Here is a 23,226-nt window from a genome sequence, read left to right as displayed (position 1 = left end):
TGTGTCCAAGGCCAGGCAGTTGCTGGCCGCGGCCGGCGCCGCGGTGCTGTGCAGCTCTATCGCTCCGGTCGCCGCGGCGGCCCCGAAAACCGAACCGGCGCAGGCCGTTCCGGGCGCCGGCCCGTGCCTGGGCGATCCGAAACCGGTGCACGAGGGGCTGGTGCCGAAAAAGCTCGAGGTGCCGATCCCGTATCCGGTGGTCACGGTGCTGCCGCCGGAAGCGACCGGGCCGGCGCCGGTGCGCACCCGCATGGCGCTGCCCGTCGACCCGTGCGTGAATCCCTGCCCGGACCTCACCGATCTGCCCGCGCCGCCGCCGAGCCCGGCCAACCAGTTCGGCATCCCCGAAATCCTGTTGAGCCCCCAGCCCTTTCACTTCGGCGTGCCCGGTCCGGGGCCGGATCCGGGCCCGGTGCCGCCGCCACCGCCGCGCGTGCGGCCGGTGGACGAGGCCGCGCCGCGCACACCGGCGCGGCCCGCGCCCCGCTTCACCGAGGTGCGCGAGATCGCCAAGCTCACCGGTGCGAATTCGGTCAACCGCACCGACAAGCGCTGGCAGGTGGACGGCACCGACCTGGGCATCATGTGGGAGAGCGCGCCGGGCGAGATCATCACCGCCTTCGGTGACACCGTCGGCCGCGGTTTCCACCCGCCCGGCGGGATGGGCGGAGACTGGCGCAGCAATGTGCTGGCCTTCAGCACCGACCGCGAGCTGTCCGACGGCGTCACCTACGACTCGATGGTCACCGACGACCGCTGTCACGCCGCGGAGGTCCTCGCCAGCCGCAAACTCGACAATGTCGAGATCACCACCATTCCCACCTCCGGGTTCGCGCTCGGCGACCGGCAGTACCTGAGCTACATGTCGATTCGCACCTGGAACAGCGTGCCGGGCACCTTCTACACCAACTACGGCGGCATCGCCTACTCCGACGACCACGGCCAGACCTGGACCAAGGATCCCTACGCCCGCTGGGACAACATCTTCGGGCTCGCGAATTTCCAAGTGGCGGCGATGGTTCCGCACGGCGAGCACGTGTACATGTTCGGTACGCCGAATACCCGCCTGGGCGCGGTCGGGCTGGCGCGGGTCGCCAAGGACCAGCTGCTCAACACCAGCGCCTACCAGTATTGGAGCGAGGGGCAGTGGCGCGCGGTGGCCGGTTCGGCCGGCGCGACGCCGATCGTGGACGCGCCGGCGGCCGAACTCTCGGTCCGCTACGACGCCGAACGCCAGGTCTGGCAGATGAGCTACCTCGACACCGCCCAGGCCGCCCTGGTCCTGCGCGAAGCGAATGCGCCACAGGGGGAGTGGTCGGGCGGGACCCGCACGGTGACCGTGGCCGAGCACGCCGAACTCTACGGCGGATTCATCCACCCGTGGTCGCGCGGCCGCGAGCTGTACTTCACGATCTCGACCTGGAACGACTACAACGTCTACCTGATGCGGGCGACGCGGGCGGACTAGGCGAAGCGGACCTCGGCCAGCGCCCGGCCGAAGAGCTTGCGCCCGTCCGCGACGCCGCTCAAAGTGATGGCGCCGGTACGGGTTCCGGCGTCCAGGGACTTGACCTTGCCGCTGAACTCGACGGTGGTCGCGGCATCGGCGGCGACCGGGACGAAACCGGAGAACCGCACGCTGAACTTCAGGATGGCGGTGGGATCGCCGAGCCAGGAGGTCAGATAGTCGGCGGCCAAGCCCATGGTGAGCATGCCGTGCGCGACCACGGTCGGCAGGCCGACCAGCTCGGCGGCGCGGTCGCTGAAGTGGATCGGGTTCGGGTCGCCGGAGACGCCGGCGTAGTTGGCCAGGTCGCCGCGGGTCAGCTGGGCGGTTCCGGCCGGCAGTTCGGCTCCGGGGGTCAGCTGCTCGAACGCCGGAAGGGTGTGCACGAGGGCGGTTTCGCGCGCCGGCAACGGCGCGCCGCCGCCCGCGGGTAGCTCGATCAGCGGCCCGTCGACCGGGTCCGCGGGACGCACGTGCATGAAGATGCTGTCCACGGCCTCGACCAGATTCGCGTCCACCTCGGCGCCGCGGCGGGCCACGATGGTGCTGGACCCGACCAGGGCGACCTCGTCGCGCTGGTTGCGCAGCACGAACTTGACGTTGATGAAGTCGTTGTCGCCGAACTGGCGCAGCGAATCGATGAGCAGTTCGGTCTGGATCCGGTCGCCCGCCAGGATCGGCCGGTGCAGCTCGAAGACCTGGTCGGTCTGCAGCACCTGGGCCAGGTCGTAGTCGGTGAGCACCGAGTCCATCAAGGCGCGGGTGCTGGACATGCCGATCACCGAGGCGAAGGTCGGCGGGGCGATCAGGCCCTCGTAGCCGAGCTTGCGGGCGTCGGGTTCGCGCAGATGCGCGCCATGATGGTTCTGGACGGCGCGGGCGAACTCGCGCACCTTCTCGCGGCCGACCTCGTAGTGGTCACGTACCTGGAAGCGTCGTCCGGCCAGCACAGTCGACCTCCCGACGGCCGTGGTTTCCGGCTGCGCCATCGTCTGTTCCCTCATCATGATCCGGGCCATGCTACTGGCGTCCCGGACCGATGACCAGGTGAGTGTGACGGGGGCGACGGGTGACCTGGGACTCCGTCCAGCGGGCGTTTATCCCGCTTGACGGGCCAGGATCAGCTGCCGGCGGGCGGGTCGCACACCTTCCAGCCGTCGTCGGTGCGCTCCAGATCGAAGGTGCGCGCCGACTTCTTCGACGGGTCGGCCGCGGTGTAGACGGTGGCCTGCGCCAGCGCCTTGCTGTCGGTGATCTGGATGGCGTCCACGACGTCGACCACCGGGATGGCCTTCTGATCCACCGAGAGTTTGTGCACACCGGCGAAATCGGCCTCGGGCAGCTTCGCGTAGTAGTCGTGCAGCGCGCCGCAGGTGCTCGCGCGCAGCGCGGCGAGGTCACCGTCCTTCAGGGCGCTGGTGTACTCGCCGATCGCGGACCGGACCTGGGCCTGCGGCGAATCGTCGCCGCGATTGGCGAAGGCGGCCCCGCCCGCGATCAGCGCGAGCACTACCGCCGCCGCGGCGCCCAGGCCGATGAGCAGCCGCTTGTTGTTCTTGCCGGACTCGGGCGCGGCCGCCGGTGCCGCGGGCTCCACCCGCTGCGGCGCGGCCATCGGCTGCGGCTGGTGCGGGCGCTGCTGCTGCCCGGCGGGCTGGAACACCGACTGCACCGGCAGGGTCATCTGCACGTCCGCCGGCGACTGGGCCTGCGCCACCCGGCGCGGTTGCGGCTGCTGCGGGCCGGGGCCCTGCTGCTGGCCGGGCCCTTGCTGTGGCGTGGGGCCCTGCTTGCCCGGCTGCTTGGGGCCCGGGGCGGGCCGCGGGGTGGTCGGCGGCTTGGTCATCGGGGCGGCGCGCGGCGGCACGCGATCCGCGCCCTCCGGCTTCGGCCCGCCGTCGGTCCGGAACTTCTGGGTGGCCTGCTGATCCGGGCGCTGGATCGGCAGCGCGGTGGTCGCCGGGTCGTCCACCTCCGGCCGCACGATCGGCATCGCGACGGTCTCGGCGTCGGCTCCGGTCGCCTCGGGGGCGGGCGGAGGCGGGGGCACATCCAGAGCCTCACCCGGCTGCATCCCGACCGTCTCGGCGTCGTCCACGTCGGCGGGCGGCGTGACCTCCGGGCGCTGCTGCACCTTCATGACCACGGTCTTCGCGTCCGCGTCGCCGGGCGCGGAATCGGTTGCCCGGTCGGCGTTTTCGGCGGTCGGGCCCTGCTCCCGGCGGATGACGCTGGTCGCGGCGTCGGCGGCTCCGGCTTTCGGCGCGAGACGCTGATCGGCGGCGTCACCGCCCCCGGCCTTCGGGGCGTGGCGCTGATCGGCGGAGTCGGCGGCCCCGGCTTTCGGCGCGAGACGCTGATCGGCGGCGTCGGCGGCTCCGGCTTTCGGCGCGAGACGCTGATCAGCGGAATCAGCTGCGGGAGTACCGGATTCGTCGTCGCGCCGAGCGGCGCCTGCCGGTGGGGCATCGCCGTTCGGCGTGCTGGAGGCGTCGCCCGCGGTAACACCCGCTGCGGCTCCCGCGTTCGGGCTCGCGTCGGCGGCGTTCTCCGCGGGGCCGTCAACCGGCCCCGACGCAGGCGTGGTTTCCGAAGCGGCGGTGGGCCGTCCGATGCCGGAGACAGGTGCGGGGTTCGAAGGCGCGCTGCCGTCCTGTGCGGTGGCGTTCCCGCGCGCATCGGCGTTGCTGTCACCCTGGGGTGCGCTGCCAACGCTCGGTCCGCCAGCCGCGGCATCAGAGGAAGGTGCCCCCTCGGCGGCAGCTTGAGCAGCAGCGGCAGCGGGAGCGGTGGGGGCATCGGCAGCGGCAGGCGCGGGGGCACCGGCAGCGGAAGGGTTGGTGCCGGTGCCGGTGTGCTGTGCGCCGTCGCCGGACGGTGTGGCGTCGGCCTTGTCCAAAGGTGCGGCGGCACCCCGATTCTCGGTCGGTGCCGCCGCTGCGGCGTCCACCGCCGGCTCGGCCGGGGCGGGCGTACCGGCGGCAGATCCGGTGTCGGCCTGGGCATTCACCGGTCGTCCGGAGTCCGCGGCGCCCGAGGGGGTGGCGGCCGGACCGGACGCGGGCTTGCTGACCGAGGGAGCGGGATCGGGCGTGCTGTTCGACGGTCCGGGCTCGGCGGGCGTGCTGTTCGACGGTCCGGGCTCGGCGGGCGTGCTGTTCGACGGTCCGGGGTTGGCGTGCGTGCTTACCGACCGTCCGGGGTTGACGGGCGTGCTGACCGACGGTCGGGAATTGGCGGGCGTGCTGACCGACGGTGCGGCCTTCGCGGCCGGGGCGGGCTCCTCGGTCTTCCACTCGCTCGTCGGCGCGCCCGCGGACATGGGCACGGTTGGGGCGGCCGTGGCGTGCTTGACGGTGGGGTCGTCGGCGGCCGGTTCCACGGCGGCGTCGCGGCGCGCGTCCTGCGGACCGGCGGAATCCTGGGCCGGCTTCTTCTCGTCGTTCGGGTCGGACACCTAGTACCCCTCGCTCAGGCGGAACATGTGGAACTCGACGGCCAGCCTAGTGGGCGGACGCGCCCGCCATGCAGAATGAACCGCATGACCTCCTTCGGTGACTTGCTCGGACCGCAGCCGGTACTGCTGCCGGAAAACACGGACGCGGAATCGGCCCTGCTCGACAAGGTCGATCCGGTGCAGGTAGCGGCCGACCACCCGGCGGCCTCGATCGCCTGGGCCTACCTCGCCGAGGCCGCGCTGACCCGCGGCGGCGCCGACGGCTCCGACGCCACGGTGAACCACGACATCGTCTCCGCCTACGCCTTCGCCCGCACCGGCTACCACCGCGGCCTGGATCTGCTGCGCCGCAACGGCTGGAAGGGCTTCGGCCCGGTGCCGTGGAGCCACGAGCCCAATCAGGGTTTCCTGCGCAGCGTCGGCGCGCTGGCCCGCGCGGCCAAGGTGATCGGCGAGACCGAGGAGTACGCGCGCTGCCTGGACCTGCTCGAGGACTGCGACCCGCGGGCCGCGGCGGAACTCGGTCTCGGTTAGTTGCAGCTGGACGCGAATTCGCGACTGGTCACGGCCCGGACGAGCAGCGCGGATCGGCTGCGGAAGTCCTGGGCGCGGCTGCGGCTGTCCTGGCTGCCGATCGTGCAGTGCGCGCTCGGCGCGGCGCTGGCCTGGTCGGTGGCGCACTACGTGATCGGGCACCCGCAGCCGTTCTTCGCGCCGACGGCGGCGGTGGTGTCGATCGGCGTCTCCTTCGGCGCGCGGCTGCGCCGCTCGGTGGAGCTGGTGGTCGGCGTCGCGGTCGGCATCGGCATCGGTGACCTGTTCATCTCCCGCGCCGGCACCGGCATCTGGCAGATCGCGCTGGTGGTCGTGGTGGCCATGGCGCTGGCGGTGTTCGTCGACGGCGGCTCCATCATCACGATGCAGGCCGCGGGTTCGGCGGTGCTGGTCGCGACCCTGATGCCGCCGTCCTCGGGCACCGGTTTCCCGCGCATGATCGACGCCCTGGTCGGCGGCCTGGTCGGGGTGGTGATCGTGGCCGCGATCCCGTTGCATCCGGTGCGCCGGGCCCGGGAGCAGGCCGCGGAAGTGCTTGCGGTGATGGGCAAATCGCTGGTCGAGTGCGCGGACGGCCTGCTGGAGCAGGACGCGGACAAGGTGCAGGTGGCGCTGGATTCCGCGCGCGCCACCCAATCCCAGATCGACGGGCTGCGCTCCTCGCTCGAGGGTGGTCGCGAGATCAGCCGGATCTCACCGCTGTACTGGAATTCGCGCGGCCGCCTGGAGACCATCCGGGCCGCCGCCGATCCGCTGGACAACGCTATCCGCAACACTCGCGTGCTGTTGCGCCGCTCGCTCACCCTGGTGCGCGACGACGAGATCCTGGACGCGCGCCTGATCGAGGAGGTGCGCAACCTGGGCGAGGCGATCGAGGTGGTGCGCCAGATGATGCTGGCCGATCCGGGTGAGCAGCCCGATCAGGTCGAGGCGACGCGCGTGCTGCGCGCGGTGGCCAAGGGCGCGAAACCGGAACTGGTGGCGGGCGCCGGGCTCTCCGCGCACGTGGTGTTCGCGCAGGTGCGCTCGATCGTGGTCGATCTCATGCAGGCCTGCGGCATGCAGCGGATCTCGGCGATGGCGCTGCTGCCGCCGACCGTCCCGAACCCCTATGTGCGGCCCGCGGACTAGGTCCAGAACCGAGTCAGGCGCGAGCCCCACGCGCTCCAATTGCGCGGCACGCCGGAAAGTTCGTAGAGCCAGTACACGGCGTCGAAGAACACCTGGTTCAGCTGCGGGGTGAAGAGCAGCGCGAACAGGATCAGCATGCCGAACGGCTTGAACTGATCGAGCGCCTGCCGGGTCTTGTAGCTGAGCGAGGGCTCGAGGATCCCGTAGCCGTCCAGGCCGGGGATCGGCAGGATGTTCAGCAGGAACGCGGTGATCTGCAGGAACGCCAGGAAGGCGAGCCCGCACCAGAACACCGCGTGGGTCGACATGTCGGCGAAGATCTGGATCACCAGCAGCAGCGCGATGCCGCAGAGCAGGTTCACCGCCGGACCGGCGAAGCTGATCAGCCGCTGGATGCGCGGGCTGAAGTTGTGGCTGTGCACGTAGACAGCGCCACCGGGCAGGCCGATGCCGCCGAGCGCGATGAACACCATAGGCAGCACGATCGACAGCAGCGGATGCGAGTACTTCAGCGGATTCAGCGTCAGATAGCCGCGCATCTCCACGTCCTGATCACCGGCCCGCCAGGCGGTGAAGGCGTGCGCGAATTCGTGCAGGCACAGCGTGACCACCCAGCCCGCCACGACCAGCACGAAGACACCCAGCTTCGCCAGGTTCGAGTCGAGTTCGGAGTCGGACATCCAGGCCAGCACGCCGCCGGCGACGGCGAGGGCGACCACCGCGAGGAACACCGGGCTCGGACGGACCGCACCGGTTCGCTTGCGCGGGAAGGAGTATGTCATCGGACCAGCAGCCAGGACTCGTGGTGCCGGTAGAAACTCGAGCGCGGCACGGTCCGGTCGGAGCGGATGCCGTCGCGGGTGACGACCGCGCCGGGGGTGCCGAGCTGGGCGGCCCGGCCCTGCAACCAGACCCGTCTACTGAAGCGGCCGCGTTTGACGGTGGCCCGCACGCCGGGCAGGTGCATGCTGGGGGAGATCTGCATGGCGGTGACGAGGCCGGAGAAGAGCCGATTCTCGTCCACGTAGGCCTCGCCCTCCAGTTTCGCGCCGTCCACGCCGGTGATGGACGCGCGGCCGACCAGCACGGTGCCGGTGTCGTCGCGGACCAGCGGGGTCTGGGTGGCCCGGCCCTCGATCGCGCGCTTGGCCGCGGCGTTGCCGGTGCCGGTCTGGTAGGCGCGGGAGCCGTAGGTCTTGTCGATCGGGACGTAGCCGATCTCGACGTGCAGGCGTTCGGTCTTCATCAGGTGGGTCAGGACCGCGGCCAGCCCGGCGTCCTCGCCGAGCACGATCAGGCGGGGCAGGCTGTCGGCCGCGAGCACGGGGAGCAGTTCGTCGATGACGCTGTTGTCCGGGATGGCGGCCGTCGGAGTGGTGGGCAGTGCCGCGAGCGCGATCGGAACCGGTGCGCCGTCGCAGCGGAGAACGTGGGTACTCAAACTGCCGTACACCCCTCCTCGTTCCGGGCCGACACACCCGGCACGCGGGTGGCCGGCGGTGGCCGCTTTCGGCCAACCATACCGGCCGATAAGCGAATGTCGCGCCCTCCGACCAGGCTGGTCATAGGGCGTCGGCTAAAATGAGTTACCGGCCACCTCCTCAGACGGGCAGGTAGCTGCAACACAGGTGTGTTGCGCCTCGAACCGTAGGAGACAACGATGCCGGCGATCGTCCTGATCGGCGCCCAGTGGGGCGACGAAGGAAAGGGCAAGGCCACCGATCTACTGGGTGGCCGGTTGCAGTGGGTGGTCCGTTACCAGGGCGGCAACAACGCCGGTCACACGGTGGTGCTGCCCAACGGCGACAAGTTCGCCCTGCACCTGATCCCCTCGGGCATCCTCACCCCCGGCGTCACCAATGTCATCGGCAACGGCGTCGTGGTGGATCCGGGCGTGCTGCTCGCGGAGCTGGCCGGCCTGGAAGAGCGCGGCGTGGACACCTCCGGCCTGCTGCTCTCCGCCGACGCGCACCTGATCATGCCGTACCACGTGGCCATCGATAAGGTCACCGAGCGTTTCCTCGGCAACAAGAAGATCGGCACCACCGGCCGCGGCATCGGCCCCTGCTACCAGGACAAGGTCGCCCGCGTCGGCGTCCGCGTGGCCGACGTGCTGGACGAGAAGATCCTGACCCAGAAGGTCGAGGCCGCACTGGAATTCAAGAACCAGGTGCTGGTCAAGATCTACAACCGCCGGGCGCTGGAACCGCAGCAGGTGGTGGACGAGGTGCTGGAGAAGGCCGAGGGCTTCAAGCACCGCATCGCCGACACCCGGCTGCGCCTCAACGAGGCGCTCGAGCGCGGCGAGACCGTGCTGCTGGAGGGTTCGCAGGGCACGCTGCTCGACGTGGACCACGGCACCTACCCGTACGTGACCTCCTCCAACCCGACCTCGGGCGGCGCGGCGGTGGGCTCGGGCGTGGGCCCGAACAAGATCACCACGGTGCTCGGCATCCTCAAGGCGTACACCACCCGCGTCGGCTCCGGTCCGTTCCCGACCGAGCTGTTCGACAACTTCGGCGAGTTCCTGGCCAAGAATGGCGGCGAGGTCGGCGTCACCACCGGCCGCGCCCGCCGCTGCGGCTGGTTCGACGCGGTGATCGCGCGCTACGCCACCCGCGTCAACGGCGTCACCGACTACTTCCTCACCAAGCTGGACGTGCTGTCGGGCCTGGACACGGTGCCGATCTGCGTCGCCTACGAGATCGACGGCGAGCGGGTCGAGCAGATGCCGACCACGCAGACCGACTTCCATCACGCCAAGCCGATCTTCGAGGAACTGCCGGGTTGGTGGGAGGACATCTCCGGGGCCAAGACCTTCGAGGAGCTGCCGGCCAACGCGCAGGCGTATGTGCTTCGGCTGGAAGAGCTTTCGGGCGCGCGGATCTCCTGCATCGGCGTCGGGCCGGGCCGGGAGCAGACCATCGTCCGGCACGACGTCCTGGGCTGAGCGCTTCTTCGACTTCCACTGGGCGGCGCCACCGGTTCCGGCTACCATGTCGGGAGCACACGAGCGGAATCGGTGTGCGCTGCGCAGTTCTGGATGAGGATGGTGTTCGTCGACGTGTCGGCTCAGACCCGTAAGATGCGGAATCGGTTGTCGCGGAGCACGTTTCGGTTAGCGGTGGGTGCGGTCGCGATCGCGCTCGGCACCGGCGTGGCGGGCATCGCGCTGGCCCAGCCCGCCCAGCCCGGCGTCACCACGCAGACCCCGCCCGCGGCGCCCGCCCCCGCGCCGGAGGAACCCACGGAACTGAAGGTCGCCAACCCGCAGGCGCCGCCGCCTCCGCGCGCGCCGCGCACCACCACGCCGGAGCCCACCCCCGAGCCCAAGCCGCACGCCGTGCAGTTCGGCGACGTCACGGTGCCGGTGCCCACCGAGGTCCCCGCCGAGATGGTCGAGGGCTGGAACGAGGCGCTCAACGGGGGCAAGCCGCGCCCCTAGGCGAGGAAAATCGGCGCCGGGCGGAGCCGGCGCCTCCGGGCCCCACGCTGTGCCCGCACCGGCGGGTGCGTTTCCGAACGGAACTGTCTCACACGCCAGTTGGTGGTTGGGTTCGATCATGGTCTTGTAAAGAACTACTCTTGAGTACATGGCGCGGAATTGGCCGATGATCGAGCGCGAGACCGAGTTCCAGGCGATCCGGTCCGCGCTCACCGGTCCGGAATATGTCGGTACCGTGCTGACCGGGGATGCCGGGGTGGGCAAGACGACGCTGGCCCGGCAGGCCACCGCCGCTGTCGGCGGCAATATCCGGTGGGTCGCGGGGACGGAATCGGCGCGCAGCATCCCGCTGGGGGTGTTCGCGCACATGGTCGGGGTCTACACCGCCCACGACCCGGTGACGTTCATGTCCGCGGCGCGCGAGGCGCTGCTCGCCGACGGGCACACCATCATCGGCGTCGACGACGCCCATCTGCTGGACCAGCTTTCGGCCACGCTGCTGTTGCAACTGGCCATCGACAAGGCCGCGCACATCGTCGCGACGGTGCGCAGCGGCGTCCCGGTGCCGGACGCGGTGACCTCGCTCTGGAAAGACGGCCACCTGCTGCGGATCGATCTGAATCCGTTCACCCAGCGCCAGAGCGTCGATCTGGTCGAGTCCATGCTCGGCGGCCAGCTCGAAGGCTTCACCGCCAACCTGATGTGGGAGTCCTCGGGCGGAAACGCCTTGTTCCTGCGGCATTTGGTGGAGGGCGCGCTGGAGGCGGGCACGCTGCGCCAGGTGAACGGCGTCTGGCAGCTGCGCGGTCGCGCCGCGGTCACCTCGGAACTCGCCGCGCTGCTGGAGGATCGGGTCGAGCAGCTGCCCGAGGACGTGCTGCGCGTGCTGGAGCTGCTCACCTTCTGCGAACCGATCGATCTGGACGTGCTCGCCGAGATCGCCGGTGAGGAAGCGGTGGAGGCGGCCGAGACCAAGGGCGTCATCCGGGTGGTGGAGAACGCGCGCCAGCTGATCGTGCGCTACAACCATCCGCTCTTCGGCGAGGTCATCCGGCGCCGGCTCGGCATCGCCTCGGCGCGCCGGCTGCGCGGCCGGTTGTATTCGGCCCTCAAGGAACGGCGCATCAACTCCGCCGCCGACCGCATCCGGCTGGCCGAATTGGCCCTGGACAGTGACAAATCCGCCGATCTGGAGCTGTTCGAGGCGGCCGCCGCCGACGCCATCGCGCTGGCGAACCTGCCGCTGGGCGAGCGTTTCGCCCGCGCCGCGGTGGAGCGCCGCGGCGGCGTGGAGGCCGCCGACCTGCTGGCGCGCGCCCTGCTGTGGCAGGGCCATCCGATCGAGGCCGAGCGCACCCTGGCCAGCTTCGACCCGAACGAGCTGAACGAGGTGCAGCTGGTCCGCTGGGGCAGCACACGGGTGTCGAACCTGTTGTGGGCCATGGGCGATGCCGATCGCGCCGACGAGGTGCTGGCGCTGGTGCGCGCCAAGGTGACGCACCCCGGTTGCGCCGCCACGCTGGCCGGGCTGTCCTCGGCCTGCGCGGTCAACGAGAACCGGATCGGCGACGCCATCACCGAGGCCGACGCGGTCATGTCGGCGAAAAGCGCGCCGCCGTGGGCGGTCTGGTGGGCGGCCTTCGGCGGCGGGCTCGCGCTGGCCCTGATGGGCAAGAGCGAAGCCGCGCGGCAGTATGTCGCGCGCGGGCATCAGGTCGAGAGCGAGATCGACGGCCTGAACCGGTTCATGTCCACCCACGCCGAGGTGCTCGCGCTCACCTTCACCGGCGAGCTGGAAGCCGCGCGGCGCTGTGCCGCAGCCTATTTCGGCTACTCCGCGCCCGGGCAGTACCTGGCGTGGGGCATGTCGAAGATCCTGCAGGGCACCGCCGATGTCGCGCAGGGGCGTTTCTCCGACGGCGTGGAGCACTTGGAGCAGGCCCTGGCCGCGCTCGCCGCCGAAGGCGCGGCGTCCTGGATGCTGCCCGCGCGGATCCGGCTGGCCGAAGCGTATTCGGCGCTCGGCCGGACGGCCGAGGCCGCCGAGACCATCGCGGAGAGCACACGGCGCGGCGGCCGGCACAGCGCCGTCTACGAACCGCAACTGGAGATCGCGCGCGCCTGCCTGGCCGCCGCCGAGGGCGCGGTCACCCCCGCCATCCGGCTGGCCCTGAGCGCGGCCGACGCCGCCGCCCGCTCGCAGCAGCACGCCATCGAGGCGATGGCGCTGCACACCGCCGCCCGCTTCGGCGAGCAGACGGTGGCGGGCCGGCTGGCCGATCTGGCCGCGCGAGTGGAGGGACGGCTGATCCAGGTCCAGTCCCGGCACGCGGTCGCCCTCGCGGCCCACGACGGCGCCGGATTGGACGCCGCCGCAGCGGAATTCGAGCAGCTCGGCGCGCTGCTCTCGGCCGCCGACGCCGCCGCCCAGGCCGCGCTCGCGCACGACCGCGCCGGTGATCGCCGCCGCCTGCACGAGTCCGCCGCCGCGGCGAACCGGCTCGCGGCGGCCTGTGGCGGGGCCAGCACGCCGTCGCTGCGCCAGGCCGCGCAACCGCTGCCGCTCACCGTGCGGGAGCGCGAGATCGCGAATCTGGTGGCAGCCGGGCTGTCCAACCGGCAGATCGCCGACCGCCTCACCGTTTCGGTGCGCACGGTCGAGGGCCACCTGTACCGGGCCTGCAGCAAGATGGACGTCACCGACCGGGAATCGCTGGGCGCCCTCATCCGGGGAGAATCCCCGAACTGATCCGGCCGCCGGGTCGGTCTCGCGCCGGCGCGCGCTCCGGTCCGGCGCAGCGCGGGCCGGAGGTCTCGATGGTGGGTAGCGCGGCGCTCGGGCGCGGGGTGGGTTACGGTCGGAACAGACGGGTGCGCGACCCTCGGCACTCCGGAGCGCACAGCGGCTGACCTGCTCGGATTCGGCAATCAGGCCGCTGACCGGCCGAATGCGAACGATGTTGACACCGTGGATGTGGAGGGTTGTGGATGGATTCGAAGTGGCCGGTTCGAGTCGGCACGACGGTGCTGGCGCTGGGCATGCTGGCCGGGTGCGGGTGGGGGCCCGGCGTGGAGCCGAAGACCAGTACCGTGCCGCTGACCTCCGCGACATCCAAGCCGCTCACGCCGGAGCAGGAGCGCAATATCCGGATCCACAAGCAGCTGCTGGAACTGGGCTGCGACAGCAACAGCTGCATCCAGACCTACTTCGCCTGCATGGACGGGCAGCTCACCGGCGAGCCGTGTGAGTTCTACCGGCAGCACCCGCTGAACTGAGCCGACCTCAGAACAGGGTGGGCTCGCCGAAGCCGGGCGTGCGCTCGAGCTCCAGCAGGCGCTCTTTGGTGGCCACGCCGCCGGGGGCGGAAAACCCCGTCAGCGCGTTGTCGGCGGCGAGCACGCGGTGGCACGGGACGATCAGCGCGATCGGGTTGCGCCCCAGGGCCTGACCGACGGCCTGGGCTGCGCCGGGCGCACCGACCCGATCGGCGACCTGGCCGTAGCTCAGCGTGTGGCCGGGGCCGATGGCCCGGGTGACTTCGTAGACGGCGCGGTGGAACTCGGGCACACCGTCCAGGTCCAGCGGGATCCAGCGCAGATCGTCCAGGGTGCCGGCCAGGTGGGCGCGCACGCCCGCGATCGCCTCGGCGATGACACCGGTGGGCTCGGCCTCGGGCAGCTCGGTGCCGGGCACACCGCGCCGGCGGGTGATGCTCGCGCGGGTGGCGGCCGGGAGCTCCGGAAGCCGGAAGCGGATGACCCGGTCGCCGCTCCACGCGATCGTGCAGGCGCCGATGGCGGTGTCGAACAGCGCTGCCGCCGCGGGCAGTCGAGTGGACGCGCTCATGGTGTTCAGTGTGCACCCGGGGTCGGACAAAGTCGCCTCGATCAGTCCAGTCACTAAAAACTGGCCTGGACCGAGCCGCAGCTCGGATTCGGGTTGGTCATCCGCAGGACTTGTGGCGGCTCCGGCAGCGGGGCGGCGTCCGGGTCCGGGACATCGTGACGGCCGTAGATCGCGGCCAGGTCCGAATACTGGCGCTGGGCTTCGTAATCGGTGGTCATCGTGGATTCGAAGAGCGGTCCGGGTCCGACGAACCGTTCCAGCCGGAACAGGTCCCGGCGGCGCTGCGGGGCGAAGTGGTAGATCGAGTAGGCGAAGGCGGCGGTCACGAGGAAGGTCAGCAGTGCGGTCATGTCCGCTAGCGTGCGCGCAACTGGCCTTGCCAAGAAAGAGCCAATCCAGGAATACTGGACTGTATGGCTACCAGAGTGATCGGCGCGGGCAGTTTGGCCAGGGATCTGGGCAATTGGCGCAGTGTGGGCGCGGACGAGGAGGCGGGCGGGCGCCGTGCGGCCCGCCCCGCCTATCTGGCCCTGGCCGAGGGCATCCGCCTGCTCATCCACGACGGTCGCGCACCGCTGGGCGTCGCCCTGCCCAGCGAACGCGATCTGGCCACCACCCTCGGCGTCAGCCGCACCACCATCACCTCGACGTACACGCTGCTGCGCGAGCACGGCTACCTGATCAGCCGCCAGGGTTCGCGCAGCACGGTGGCGCTGCCGCCCGCGGTGCCGCACGACGGCACCAAGCCGGTGCGCGGCATCATGGCGCTGATGTCGGACGAGGTGGCCACCATCGACCTGACCTACGCCGCCATGGCCGCCCCCGCGGAGATGCAGGCGGCCTATGCCGAGGCGCTGCAGGGGATTCCGGCCTACCTCGGCACGCACGGCATGGATCCGATCGGCGTGATCGCGCTGCGCGAGGCGGTGGCCCGCCGCTACACCCAGCGCGGCCTGCCCACCGAGCCGGACCAGATCCTGATCACCCTGGGCGCCCAGCACGGCCTGCGGCTACTGCTCAACGTGCTCACTGCCCCGGCGGCGCGGGTGCTCATCGACCACCCGACCTACCCGAACGCCATCGAGGCCATCCGCGATGTCGGCGCGCGGCCGGTGCCGGTGCCGCTGCTGCCCGAGGGGCCGGGCCGCGGCTGGGATCTGGACGGAATCCGCAGCGCCGCACGGCAAACCGCCGCCACGCTCGCCTATCTGGTGCCCGATTACAACAACCCCACCGGCCTGCTGCTCGACGACGACGGCCGCGAGGAACTGGCCGCGATCGCCCGCGACACCCGCATGACCATCGTGGTCGACGAGTCCATGGCCGATCTGCGGCTCGACGATCACCTCCGGCCGCTGCCCGCGGCGGCGTTCGCCAAGGGGGCGGAGATCGTCACCATCGGTTCGGCGTCCAAGTCCTTCTGGGGCGGCCTGCGGGTGGGCTGGGTCCGCACCAACCAGGCGCTGATCACCAAGCTGCTGGGCATCCGCTCCACCGTCGACCTCGGCACCCCGGTCATGGATCAGCTCGCGGCCATCCACCTGCTGGAAAACGAGGACGCGATCCTGGCTCGCCGCTGCGACCAATTGCGTTCCCAGCGCGCGGCGCTGCTCGGCGCGCTGGCCGAGGATCTCCCGGATTGGCGGGTCGAGGCCGGGCCCGGCGGCATGTCGCTGTGGGCGCAGCTGCCCGCGCCCGTCTCCACCGCGCTCGCGGCCACCGCGCCCAACCACGGCGTCCTGCTCGCCGCCGGACCGCGTTTCGGCGTGCAGGGCGCGTTCGAGCGCTTCGTCCGGCTGCCGTTCACCCACCCCGAGGCGGAGCTGCGCCTGGCGGTCAAGGCCATCGCCGCCACCTACGCGGCGCTCACCCCGCGCGCCGCCGATCCGTTGCAGCCGCTCACCGTGTTCTGACGGGCAAGGGCCGCGCACGGCGACCGTGCGCGGCCCGGTTGGCCCGAATGCTCAGTCCGCCCAGACGGATTCGATCGGGGTGGCCTCGTTCGGCGGCGGCGTCGGGATGCCCGCCGGGGTGCGCGAGAAGCGCGGTGCCGGGGCGTGCTGGACGACGCCGTCGATGTCGACCAGGCCGGTGCGGGCCACGATGTGCTCGTTCGCCGTGGCCTCGGTGAGGGTCAGCACCGGGGTGGTGCAGGCGTCGGTGCCGTCGAAGATCGCGGTCCACTCGTCGCGGGTCTTGGTCTTGAACTTCTCGGTGAACAGCTTCTTCAGCTCGTCCTGGCCGTTTGGGTCGATCTGCATCGGCAGGCCCTCGGGGTCGATCTCCAGGCCCTTCAGCAACTCGGCGTAGAACTGCGGCTCGATCGCGCCGACCGCCATGTACTTGCCGTCGGAGGTCTCGTAGGTGTCGTAGAAGGCCATGCCGGTGTCGAGCAGGTTGGTGCCGCGCTCGTCCGACCACAGGCCCACGCCGCGCATGCCCCAGATCATGTGCGACAGCGCCAGCGCGCCATCGATCATGGCGGCATCGATGACCTGGCCCTTGCCGGAATTCTGCCGTTCCACCAGCGCGGCCAGCACGCCGAACACCAGGAACATCGAGCCGCCGCCGAAGTCGCCGACCATGTTCAGCGGCGGCACCGGGCGCTCGCCCTTGCGGCCGATCGCGTTCAGCACGCCGGTGAGGGAGATGTAGTTGATGTCGTGCCCGGCCCGGTCGGCCAGCGGCCCGTGCTGACCCCAGCCGGTCATCCGGCCGTAGATCAGGCGCGGGTTTCGGGCCAGCGCGTCGTCCGGGCCCAGGCCCATGCGCTCGGTGACGCCGGGCCGGAAGCCCTCCAGCAGCACGTCGGCCTTCTCGATCAGGCCGAGCACCTTCGCGATGTCGGCGGGATCCTTCAGGTTGGCCTCGACGATGGTGCGGCCGCGCCACTGCGGGCGCTCCATGAAGCCCGGCAGCTGGTTCGGGCGCTGCACGCGCACCACGTCGGCGCCGAGGTCGGCCAGCAGCAGCGCCGCGTGCGGGCCGGGGCCGATGCCGGCCAGCTCGACAACCTTGATGCCCGCGAGCGGGCCCTGCTTGGCGGTGGATGGAGTGCTCACGCCCTACCTCGGTTCATCGTTGATCCTGCGTCCTCCGGACGGCCCCGGAGGTGTATTGACAGTATGACAATAACGCTGGAGGGCCGGTCCGCGGCCTTCGCTGTGCACGCGACCAGCCGGTAGGCGAGAATTCGGGCAAACGGACGAGACCGGAGGGCAAGTCGTGAGTATGTGGGGAGAGGTCGCCGTCGGCCTGGCGATCCTGGTGGGGCTGCTCGGGGTCATCGTCCCGATCCTGCCCGGGGTGATTCTGATCTTCGCCGCGATCCTGGTCTGGGCCATCCTGACCGGCGGCGTCACCGCCTGGATCGTCTTCGCGATCGCGGCGGTGTTCCTGGTGCTGTCCGGGGTCATCAAATACACCTGGCCGGGCCGGAAGATGAAGGAAGCGGGCGTCGCCAACCGCGCCCTGCTGCTCGGCGCGATCCTCGGCATCGCCGGGTTCTTCATCATCCCGGTCGTCGGCCTGTTCGTCGGATTCGTTCTCGGCGTTTATCTTTCGGAGTACCAGCGCCTCGGCAAAGGCGAACCCGCCTGGACCGCAACCAAACACGCGCTCAAGGGCGTCGGATTGTCCATGCTCATCGAGCTTTTCGGCGCGCTGCTGGCGACCGGCGTCTGGCTGATCGGGGCTTTCGTCGCCTAGCGCTCGATGATGGGCAGCGGGAGGGTGGCGTTGGGGTCCAGTTTCGGGAGCTGGTCGCGATGCAGCGGAAGGGTGGGCTGGTCGGTGCGGGGGAGCGGGGGCAGCGAGCGGTTGCGCGGGGGCAGGCGGTAGAAATCGCGCGCGTTGTCCTCGAGGACGGCGAACATGTCGGTGCCGACCACGTCGCAGATCAGATCGACATCGGCGTCGCGGAAGGGCCGGCCCGCGCGGGTGCCCGGCAGGTCGGTGCCGAACATCAGGGCTTGCGGATTCACCGCGTGGATGCGGCGCAGGGTGTCGGGCACGTGCATCGCCACCCGGCCGAAACCCGTCGCCTTGACCCGGGCGCCGCGATCCACCAGATCCAGCAGATACGGCAGGCTCTCCTCGGACATGCCGAGGTGATCCACCGACAGCGCGGGCAGCTTGGAGATCACCGGCTGCAACGAGGCCAGCATCGAGCCGTCGATGTAGACCTCGACATGCCAGCCCACCAGATCGTGCGCCCGCAGCGCCTGCAACGTCATGCCGGTGATGTCGGCGGCGGCGCGCTTGAGGTTGAACCGCAAGGCGCGCACGCCGATTCGATCCAGCTCGACGATCTCCTCGTCGGAGGCCTCCAGGTTCAGCGTCGTCACGCCGACCCAGCCGGGGCCCAGCTCCGCCAGCGCCGTCTTCAGGTACGTCTGATCGGTGCCCTGGAACGAGGCGCTGACCACGGCGCCACCGCCGACATCGAAGCGCGCCATGCGCTTTCGATAATCGGCGATGGTGTACGGGTCGGGCAGGTAGCCGTCGTTCTCGATCAGCGGGAACCGCGGATCGATGACGTGGACATGGGCATCGAACACTTGTACAGAATGCCTCAGTTACGGAGATTTCGCTGCCGTGGCAGGCGCTCCGGCTAGACCTTGTGCGGTTCGCTGGCGCGCAGCATGTCCTCGCGCTCGACCACCTTGACCCGCTCGCGGCCCTCCGGCTCGCCGAGGGCGCGCTCGTGCGCGTCCAGGCGGTACCAGCCCTGCCACGTGGTGAACGGGATGCCCTTGCCCTCCAGGAAGGTGGTGACGGCGTCCAGCTCCGGCTCGGGGGCCGGGGTGAAGTTCACGCTGTCGTCGAGCAGGCAGGCCACCGTCTCGTTGGCGTCGCCCTTGGTGTGGCCGATCAGGCCGACCGGGCCGCGCTTGATCCAGCCGGTGACGTAGGTGGCCGGCAGGTAGCGCGCGGCGCCGTCGGCGTCCTCGTCGGCCAGCACGCGACCGGCCTCGTTCGGCACGGTGCCCGCCTGGTCGTCGAAGGGCAGGCTGCTGATGTTCTGCGAGAGGTAGCCCACCGCGCGGTAGATCGCCTGCACGTCCCAGTCGCGGAACTCGCCGGAGCCCTTGACGTTTCCGGTGCCGTCGAGCTGGGTGCGCTCGGTGCGCAGGCCCACGACCTTGCCGTCCGCGCCGAGCACCTCGGCGGGCGACTCGAAGAAGTGCAGGAACAGCTTGTGCGGGCGGTTGCCCTGATCGCGGATCGCCCACTGCTCGAGGGTGTTGGCGACCATGTCGACCTGCTTGGAATGCCGGCGCGCGGCCTCGGAGCCGGCGTCGTAATCGATGTCCTCGGGATCGACGATGACCTCGATGGTCGGCGAGTGGTCGAGCTCGCGCAGCTCCAGCGGGGTGAACTTGGCCTGCGCCGGGCCGCGACGGCCGAAGACGTGCACCTCGACGGCCTTGTTCTCCTTCAGGCCCTGGTAGACGTTCGGCGGGATCTCGGTGGGCAGCAGTTCGTCGCCGGTCTTGGCGAGCACGCGCGCCACGTCCAGGGCCACGTTGCCGACGCCGAGCACCGCGACCTTCTCCGCGTGCAGCGGCCATTCGCGCGGCACGTCCGGGTGGCCGTCGTACCAGGAGACGAAGTCGGCGGCGCCATAGGAGCCGTCCAGATCGATGCCGGGGATCTCCAGCGCGCGGTCGGCGTTGGCGCCGGTGGAGAAGATGACCGCGTCGTAGAAGCGGCGCAGATCGTCCAGGGTGATGTCGGTGCCGTAGTCGATATTGCCGAGCAGGCGCACCTGCTCCTTGTCCAGCACCTTGTGCAGGGCGGTGATGATGCCCTTGATGCGCGGGTGATCGGGCGCGACGCCGTAGCGGATCAGACCGAACGGCGCGGGCATGCGCTCGTAGAGGTCGATGCTCACCTCGGCATCGGATTTCATCAACGCGTCGGCGGCGTAGATACCGGCCGGTCCTGCGCCCACGATCGCGATGCGGAGCGGGCGAGTGCCGGCGGCGTGAGCGTCGGCCCCGGAGGCGGCAGCCTGGGTAACCACGGAGGGGCCGGGAACGCCGCCGGTGGATTCAGCACTCTGTTCGGTCATCTCTTACGCGCACCTTCGGTCGAAAAATAATGGCGTTCTTCTTAGCCTAGGCTAAGTCGAGCGGCCGCTGCGGTTTGCCCCTGACGATGCCGACGCTGGCGCTGCTGGCTCGTAACTGCACGGCCCCCAGGTCGCTTCCCGGACACCACCGCCTCGGGTGCGGGCAGCGGGCACGGTTCCCGCGATTCTATCGGGAAGCCACCCCGGGGCTGCACGGGTGCCTCTCACCAGGGATAAGGGATCATGGCCGGATGAGCAAGCAGCAGCCAGCGCCCGAGGACGAGCCCATCGCGGTCGATCAGACCGACCAGCGGTCGATGACGCCGTTCATCGCCGCCGCGATCGTCGCCGCGATCGTGCTGATCGCCGTGTTCGCCGGCGGGCTGCTGTCCCCGGCTGAGAAAAATGTCACAGAAGCCGACCGGATCTCGGCGGCGGTGAGCAACTACGTCGGCGGGCGCGCCCAGAGCGACGAGGTGCCCGCACCGGGGACCGCGTGCGCCGGATTCGACGAGGCCAAGTCCCCGCTCGCCGCGCAGTTCGGCGCGGGCGGACGAAAGTCCGTGGAGATCGCCAGGATCGAAGGGCACAGCGTCAACGGCGACAAGGCCAAGGCCACCGTCACCACCAAGGCCGGCGACAAGGAGACCACCGAAACCTGGAATCTGGTCCGCGTCGACGGCCGCTGGCTGGTCTGCGGGTAGGTCGCGTTCCGGTGTTTGACAGCCCGGCCCCTGTCCAGGCAATCTCAGTCCAGGTCATGAGCACCAGCGCCAAGCCCCGGCTCGCTGGTCGGCAACCCTCCTCCGCGGTGGGGTGCTCCGGGTGACGACCTGGCACGCATCCGAACCCCGATGCGGCAAGTGCGGATTCACAGGAGGATCGCAATGACTTACGCCGGTGACATCACCCCGCAGCAGGCGTGGGACCTGTTGCGCGAGCACCCCGAAGCCGTCCTGATCGACGTGCGCACCGAAGCCGAATGGCGCTTCGTCGGCGTACCCGACACCACCGCGATCGAGCGCCCCACCGTGCTCATCGAATGGGTGGACGGCACCGGCGCCCGCAACCAGGCGTTCGCCGACCAGCTCGGCAAGGCCCTCGACGGCCGCGCGCCGGACGCCCCCGTGGTGTTCCTGTGTCGCTCCGGCCAGCGCTCCGCGCACGCCGCTACCGTGGCCACGCAGCTCGGCATCGCGCCCGCCTACAACGTCGACGAAGGCTTCGAGGGTCCGCTGGACGCCGCGGGCCACCGCGGCGGATCCGGGTGGCGGGCCCGCGGGCTGCCGTGGCGGCAGTCGTGAGCCCGAATTCTGTGGAGGAGCAGTCATGATCACCGGTGGTGCGTTCGACAAGCCGCTGCCCGAGGGCGTCGGCCCCGGAACCCTCAGCGTGCGCGGCGGATTGCGGCGCAGCGGATTCGAGGAGACCTCCGAGGCGCTGTACCTGAGCTCCGGCTTCGTCTACGAGAGCGCCGAAGCGGCCGAGGCGTCGTTCACCGGCGACATCGAGCACTTCGTCTACTCCCGCTACGGCAACCCGACGGTGGCCATGTTCGAGGAGCGGATGCGGCTGATCGACGGGGCCGAGGCGTGTTTCGCCACCGCCAGCGGCATGTCCGCGGTGTTCACCGCGCTCGGCGCGCTGGTCGGCGCGGGTGACCGGCTGGTGGCCGCGCGCAGCCTGTTCGGATCCTGCTTCGTCGTCTGCAACGAGATCCTGCCGCGCTGGGGCGTGGAGACCGTCTTCGTCGACGGTGACGACCTGGACCAGTGGGAGCAGGCGCTGTCGGTGCCGACCCAGGCGGTGTTCTTCGAGACGCCCGCCAACCCCATGCAGACCCTGGTCGACGTGCGCCGGGTCACCGAGCTCGCGCACGCGGCCGGCGCGAAAGTGGTGCTGGACAACGTCTTCGCCACCCCGCTGCTGCAGCGCGGCTTCGACCTGGGCGCCGACATCACCGTGTACTCCGGCACCAAGCACATCGACGGTCAGGGGCGCGTGCTCGGCGGCGCCATCCTGGGCCCGCAGGACTACATCGACGGCCCGGTGAAAAACCTGATGCGCCACACCGGCCCGGCATTGAGCCCGTTCAACGCGTGGACCTTGCTCAAGGGGCTGGAGACGATGCCGTTGCGCGTCCGCCAGTCGGCCGATTCCGCGCTGCGCGTCGCGAAGTTCCTGGAGGACAACAAGTCCGTGAACTGGGTGCGCTACCCGTACCTGGAATCGCACCCCCAGTTCGACCTGGCCCGAAGCCAGATGAGCGGCGGCGGCACCGTCGTCACCTTCGAGCTGAACGCGCCCGCCGACGAAGCCAAGAAGCGCGCCTTCGAGGTGCTGAACCGTCTGCGCATCGTCGACATCTCCAACAACCTCGGCGACGCCAAGACCCTGATCACCCACCCTGCCACCACCACCCACCGCGCCATGGGCCCCGAGGGCCGCGCCACCATCGGGCTCACCGACGGCGTCGTGCGCATCTCCATCGGCCTGGAGGACGTGGAGGATCTGCTCGAGGACCTGGACCACGCCCTGAGCTGAGCGCTAATTCTGCGGCGGCGGCAAACGCCGCAGGATTTCGTCGAACTTGGTGTTCATCTCGGTCTCGAGGCTGTCGAACCGTGTCCCCAGCCCGTCGAACCGTGTCTCGAGGCCGTCGAACCGTGTCTCCAAGCCGTCGAACCGCGTCTCCAGGTTGTCGAATCGCGTCTCCAGCCCGTCGAACCGCCTCTCCAAGCCGTCTATCCGCGCCCCCAAGCCATCGATCTTGCTGTTCAGGCCGGTCTGGACGTCCTCGATTTTGATGGCGAGGTTGGTGACGGTCAGCTGAATCTGCGAGACCTTCTCGTCGAGGCTGTCCAGCCGTCCGTTGATCGAGGCGAGCGTGGCGGGATCGCGCCCGGCTTGGATGTCCATGCGTGCCTCCAGGTTCGCTACCCGAGATTCGAGATCGGTCATGTCGAGTTCCCCTCCAGCGATCGTACTGGCGCGGGTCTGCCCGCGCGGGCGCTTCTCCTCGCTGATCTTGGCGGGGGCCGGCACGAAAAACACCCCCCGATCCACGGAATGTGGATAACTCGGGGGGTGTGGATAACTGCTGGTCAGATGACCTAGCTGTACTGACCCGAGAGGTTAGGAACGCGGCTGGCTGGTGGGTGACCGCCCAGTGCGGTGTGGCCGCGGTGGTGATTGTAGGTGTGTAGCC

General features: G+C 70.3%; 22 protein-coding genes and 1 riboswitch. Of the genes, 12 read left to right on the top strand and 10 right to left on the bottom strand.

Annotation, left to right across the window (positions count from 1 at the left end; translation table 11 throughout):
• The first annotated feature begins 46 nt into the window (after positions 1-46).
• Positions 47-1,468 carry a DUF4185 domain-containing protein gene (locus AB0I43_RS39895; protein WP_356981333.1) on the top strand — a complete coding sequence of 474 codons (1,422 nt, stop codon included), beginning with the start codon at positions 47-49 and terminating at the stop codon, positions 1,466-1,468.
• Here AB0I43_RS39895 and AB0I43_RS39890 read toward each other — a convergent pair.
• Together AB0I43_RS39890 and AB0I43_RS39885 are read right to left on the bottom strand one after the other, a co-directional pair.
• Entirely contained in the window at positions 1,465-2,514 is a 1,050-nt protein-coding gene (locus tag AB0I43_RS39890; RefSeq protein ID WP_357434067.1) for a fused (3R)-hydroxyacyl-ACP dehydratase subunits HadA/HadB, read from the bottom strand. The two genes, AB0I43_RS39895 and AB0I43_RS39890, sit on opposite strands and share 4 nt — an antisense overlap.
• 113 nt (positions 2,515-2,627) lie before the next feature.
• The gene (locus AB0I43_RS39885; protein WP_356981276.1) at positions 2,628-4,964 is read right to left on the bottom strand and encodes a hypothetical protein; all 2,337 of its coding nucleotides are present in this window, start codon (positions 4,962-4,964) and stop codon (positions 2,628-2,630) included.
• Between the two features lie 75 nt (positions 4,965-5,039).
• Between AB0I43_RS39885 and AB0I43_RS39880 the strand changes: the two genes are divergently transcribed.
• Both AB0I43_RS39880 and AB0I43_RS39875 read left to right on the top strand, forming a co-directional pair.
• The gene (locus AB0I43_RS39880) at positions 5,040-5,498 is read left to right on the top strand and encodes a DUF3151 domain-containing protein (protein WP_356981274.1); all 459 of its coding nucleotides are present in this window, start codon (positions 5,040-5,042) and stop codon (positions 5,496-5,498) included.
• Complete coding sequence (locus tag AB0I43_RS39875; protein WP_356981272.1) at positions 5,499-6,650, top strand: FUSC family protein; 1,152 nt, start codon at positions 5,499-5,501, stop codon at positions 6,648-6,650.
• Here the strand turns inward: AB0I43_RS39875 and AB0I43_RS39870 are convergent.
• Positions 6,647-7,432, bottom strand: coding sequence for a site-2 protease family protein (locus AB0I43_RS39870; RefSeq protein WP_356981270.1), 786 nt, complete (start codon positions 7,430-7,432; stop codon positions 6,647-6,649). The two genes, AB0I43_RS39875 and AB0I43_RS39870, sit on opposite strands and share 4 nt — an antisense overlap.
• Positions 7,429-8,091, bottom strand: coding sequence for a hypothetical protein (locus AB0I43_RS39865; protein ID WP_356981269.1), 663 nt, complete (start codon positions 8,089-8,091; stop codon positions 7,429-7,431). Before AB0I43_RS39865 ends, AB0I43_RS39870 begins: the two co-directional genes overlap by 4 nt.
• 219 nt (positions 8,092-8,310) lie before the next feature.
• Here AB0I43_RS39865 and AB0I43_RS39860 point away from each other — a divergent pair, with 219 nt between their 5' ends.
• The 4 genes from AB0I43_RS39860 (at position 8,311) to AB0I43_RS39845 (ending at position 13,371) form a co-directional block, all read left to right on the top strand.
• A complete protein-coding gene (locus tag AB0I43_RS39860; protein WP_356981267.1) occupies positions 8,311-9,600 on the top strand; it encodes an adenylosuccinate synthase in 1,290 nt (429 codons plus the stop codon).
• 174 nt (positions 9,601-9,774) lie between these two features.
• Positions 9,775-10,095, top strand: a complete 321-nt coding sequence (locus AB0I43_RS39855; RefSeq protein ID WP_356981265.1) for a hypothetical protein — start codon at positions 9,775-9,777, stop codon at positions 10,093-10,095.
• Between the two features lie 148 nt (positions 10,096-10,243).
• A complete protein-coding gene (locus tag AB0I43_RS39850) occupies positions 10,244-12,844 on the top strand; it encodes a LuxR C-terminal-related transcriptional regulator (protein ID WP_356981263.1) in 2,601 nt (866 codons plus the stop codon).
• A 239-nt stretch (positions 12,845-13,083) separates the two neighbouring features.
• Entirely contained in the window at positions 13,084-13,371 is a 288-nt protein-coding gene (locus tag AB0I43_RS39845; RefSeq protein WP_356981261.1) for a hypothetical protein, read from the top strand.
• A gap of 7 nt (positions 13,372-13,378) precedes the next feature.
• On the opposite strand, the gene AB0I43_RS39840 is transcribed toward AB0I43_RS39845, so the two are convergent.
• Together AB0I43_RS39840 and AB0I43_RS39835 are read right to left on the bottom strand one after the other, a co-directional pair.
• A complete protein-coding gene (locus AB0I43_RS39840; RefSeq protein WP_356981259.1) occupies positions 13,379-13,942 on the bottom strand; it encodes a methylated-DNA--[protein]-cysteine S-methyltransferase in 564 nt (187 codons plus the stop codon).
• Positions 13,943-13,995: 53 nt separating this feature from the next.
• Positions 13,996-14,292, bottom strand: coding sequence for a hypothetical protein (locus AB0I43_RS39835; protein ID WP_356981257.1), 297 nt, complete (start codon positions 14,290-14,292; stop codon positions 13,996-13,998).
• Between the two features lie 63 nt (positions 14,293-14,355).
• On the opposite strand from AB0I43_RS39835, the gene AB0I43_RS39830 reads away from it, so the two are divergent.
• Positions 14,356-15,855, top strand: coding sequence for a PLP-dependent aminotransferase family protein (locus AB0I43_RS39830; RefSeq protein WP_356981255.1), 1,500 nt, complete (start codon positions 14,356-14,358; stop codon positions 15,853-15,855).
• A 51-nt stretch (positions 15,856-15,906) separates the two neighbouring features.
• Here AB0I43_RS39830 and AB0I43_RS39825 read toward each other — a convergent pair whose 3' ends face one another.
• A complete protein-coding gene (locus AB0I43_RS39825) occupies positions 15,907-17,004 on the bottom strand; it encodes a CaiB/BaiF CoA-transferase family protein (protein ID WP_356981253.1) in 1,098 nt (365 codons plus the stop codon).
• A gap of 163 nt (positions 17,005-17,167) precedes the next feature.
• Here AB0I43_RS39825 and AB0I43_RS39820 point away from each other — a divergent pair, with 163 nt between their 5' ends.
• Positions 17,168-17,650 carry a DUF456 domain-containing protein gene (locus tag AB0I43_RS39820; protein WP_356981251.1) on the top strand — a complete coding sequence of 161 codons (483 nt, stop codon included), beginning with the start codon at positions 17,168-17,170 and terminating at the stop codon, positions 17,648-17,650.
• Here the strand turns inward: AB0I43_RS39820 and AB0I43_RS39815 are convergent.
• Both AB0I43_RS39815 and AB0I43_RS39810 read right to left on the bottom strand, forming a co-directional pair.
• Positions 17,647-18,501 carry an amidohydrolase family protein gene (locus AB0I43_RS39815; RefSeq protein ID WP_356981250.1) on the bottom strand — a complete coding sequence of 285 codons (855 nt, stop codon included), beginning with the start codon at positions 18,499-18,501 and terminating at the stop codon, positions 17,647-17,649. The two genes, AB0I43_RS39820 and AB0I43_RS39815, sit on opposite strands and share 4 nt — an antisense overlap.
• Positions 18,502-18,554: 53 nt before the next feature.
• Entirely contained in the window at positions 18,555-19,907 is a 1,353-nt protein-coding gene (locus AB0I43_RS39810; protein WP_356981332.1) for an FAD-dependent oxidoreductase, read from the bottom strand.
• Positions 19,908-20,269: 362 nt separating this feature from the next.
• Between AB0I43_RS39810 and AB0I43_RS39805 the strand changes: the two genes are divergently transcribed.
• The 3 genes from AB0I43_RS39805 to AB0I43_RS39795 all read left to right on the top strand — a co-directional run bounded on the left by AB0I43_RS39805 (position 20,270) and on the right by AB0I43_RS39795 (position 22,562).
• Positions 20,270-20,722 carry a hypothetical protein gene (locus tag AB0I43_RS39805; RefSeq protein WP_356981249.1) on the top strand — a complete coding sequence of 151 codons (453 nt, stop codon included), beginning with the start codon at positions 20,270-20,272 and terminating at the stop codon, positions 20,720-20,722.
• 52 nt (positions 20,723-20,774) lie between these two features.
• Positions 20,775-20,890: riboswitch (SAM riboswitch) on the top strand.
• A gap of 15 nt (positions 20,891-20,905) precedes the next feature.
• Positions 20,906-21,322: a rhodanese-like domain-containing protein gene (locus tag AB0I43_RS39800; protein ID WP_356981248.1), complete on the top strand. Its 417-nt coding sequence runs from the start codon at positions 20,906-20,908 to the stop codon at positions 21,320-21,322.
• Positions 21,323-21,347: 25 nt separating this feature from the next.
• The gene (locus AB0I43_RS39795) at positions 21,348-22,562 is read left to right on the top strand and encodes an O-succinylhomoserine sulfhydrylase (RefSeq protein WP_356981246.1); all 1,215 of its coding nucleotides are present in this window, start codon (positions 21,348-21,350) and stop codon (positions 22,560-22,562) included.
• A 3-nt stretch (positions 22,563-22,565) separates the two neighbouring features.
• On the opposite strand, the gene AB0I43_RS39790 is transcribed toward AB0I43_RS39795, so the two are convergent.
• Entirely contained in the window at positions 22,566-23,072 is a 507-nt protein-coding gene (locus tag AB0I43_RS39790) for a hypothetical protein (protein ID WP_356981244.1), read from the bottom strand.
• Positions 23,073-23,226 lie beyond the last annotated feature (154 nt).

The organism is Nocardia sp. NPDC050435 (assembly GCF_040655395.1).
GTDB lineage: Bacteria > Actinomycetota > Actinomycetes > Mycobacteriales > Mycobacteriaceae > Nocardia.
This window is presented reverse-complemented; position numbering and strand designations above follow the sequence as displayed.

Excerpts from the sequence above, each read along its gene's own strand:
- AB0I43_RS39830 (WP_356981255.1), top strand. The coding sequence starts at position 14,356 with ATGGCTACCAGAGTGATCGGCGCGGGCAGTTTGGCCAGGGATCTGGGC.
- AB0I43_RS39805 (WP_356981249.1), top strand. The coding sequence starts at position 20,270 with ATGAGCAAGCAGCAGCCAGCGCCCGAGGACGAGCCCATCGCGGTCGAT.
- AB0I43_RS39860 (WP_356981267.1), top strand. The coding sequence starts at position 8,311 with ATGCCGGCGATCGTCCTGATCGGCGCCCAGTGGGGCGACGAAGGAAAG.
- AB0I43_RS39845 (WP_356981261.1), top strand. The coding sequence starts at position 13,084 with ATGGATTCGAAGTGGCCGGTTCGAGTCGGCACGACGGTGCTGGCGCTG.
- AB0I43_RS39840 (WP_356981259.1), bottom strand. The coding sequence starts at position 13,942 with ATGAGCGCGTCCACTCGACTGCCCGCGGCGGCAGCGCTGTTCGACACC.
- AB0I43_RS39835 (WP_356981257.1), bottom strand. The coding sequence starts at position 14,292 with ATGACCGCACTGCTGACCTTCCTCGTGACCGCCGCCTTCGCCTACTCG.
- AB0I43_RS39870 (WP_356981270.1), bottom strand. The coding sequence starts at position 7,432 with ATGACATACTCCTTCCCGCGCAAGCGAACCGGTGCGGTCCGTCCGAGC.
- AB0I43_RS39890 (WP_357434067.1), bottom strand. The coding sequence starts at position 2,514 with ATGATGAGGGAACAGACGATGGCGCAGCCGGAAACCACGGCCGTCGGG.
- AB0I43_RS39795 (WP_356981246.1), top strand. The coding sequence starts at position 21,348 with ATGATCACCGGTGGTGCGTTCGACAAGCCGCTGCCCGAGGGCGTCGGC.
- AB0I43_RS39880 (WP_356981274.1), top strand. The coding sequence starts at position 5,040 with ATGAACCGCATGACCTCCTTCGGTGACTTGCTCGGACCGCAGCCGGTA.
- AB0I43_RS39800 (WP_356981248.1), top strand. The coding sequence starts at position 20,906 with ATGACTTACGCCGGTGACATCACCCCGCAGCAGGCGTGGGACCTGTTG.
- AB0I43_RS39850 (WP_356981263.1), top strand. The coding sequence starts at position 10,244 with ATGGCGCGGAATTGGCCGATGATCGAGCGCGAGACCGAGTTCCAGGCG.